This is a genomic window from Calidithermus terrae (assembly GCF_003574345.1).
GTDB lineage: Bacteria > Deinococcota > Deinococci > Deinococcales > Thermaceae > Calidithermus > Calidithermus chliarophilus.
The window spans coordinates 1-734 of sequence record NZ_QXDL01000459.1 but is presented as its reverse complement, the minus strand read 5'-3'; the positions used below and the strand labels follow the sequence as shown (position 1 = coordinate 734).

The following is a 734-nucleotide window of genomic DNA, read 5'->3' as shown; positions in this document are numbered from 1 at the left end:
CAAGGCGCCCCGCGTCTTGCGTCTTGCGTTTGGCGTCTTGCGTACGACGTACGACCCTCACCCCGCGCCGGGCACTCATCCCCCTCGAGCCACCCCCGCCACCGCCCGGAACCCCGCCTTGAAACGCTCGTACGCCGCGGCGTAGGCCGGCTCTAGCCGGGCGGGGAGGGGCTCGGACGCGGGCGCGGTGGCCTCCAGCATCTCCCCCACGCTGCCGTATACCCCGGCGCCCACCAGGCCGAGCAGGGCAGCGCCCCGGGCCGGGCCTTCCTCGACGGGGGTGCGGGCTAAGGGGGCCTCGAGCACGGCCGCGAGGACGGAGAGCCACAGCTCAGAGCGGGCCCCGCCGCCGATGGCCAGGAGCCGGTCCGCGGCTGCGAGGGGCTTCATGACCTCGAGCACGTCCCGCAGGCTGAAGGCCACGCCCTCGAGCAGGGCGCGGGTGAGGTGGCCGCGGGCGTGGGCCAGGCTCAGGCCCAGCCAGGCCCCGCGCAGCTCGGGGTCGAGGTGGGGGCTGCGCTCGCCCGCCAGGTAGGGCAAAAACAGCAGCCCCTCGCTCCCGGGGGGCACGGCGGCGGCCTCCTGCATCAGCGCGTCGAAGGGCACGCCGGGGGCCAGACGGTCGCGGTACCACTGGAGGCTGCCCGCGGCGGCCAGGGTCACGCCCAGCAGGTGGTAGCCGCCGTCGGCGTGGCAGAAGAGGTGGACGCGGCCGTGGGGGTCGGGGGTGGGGC

1 protein-coding gene is annotated in these 734 nt (G+C 76.2%); it reads right to left on the bottom strand.

The genetic code is table 11. The features are described 5' to 3' along the window. Positions 1 to 75: 75 nt before the first annotated feature. A partial coding sequence (locus tag Mterra_RS21570) for an FGGY-family carbohydrate kinase (protein ID WP_245971724.1) occupies positions 76 to 734 on the bottom strand: 659 nt, incomplete at its 5' end.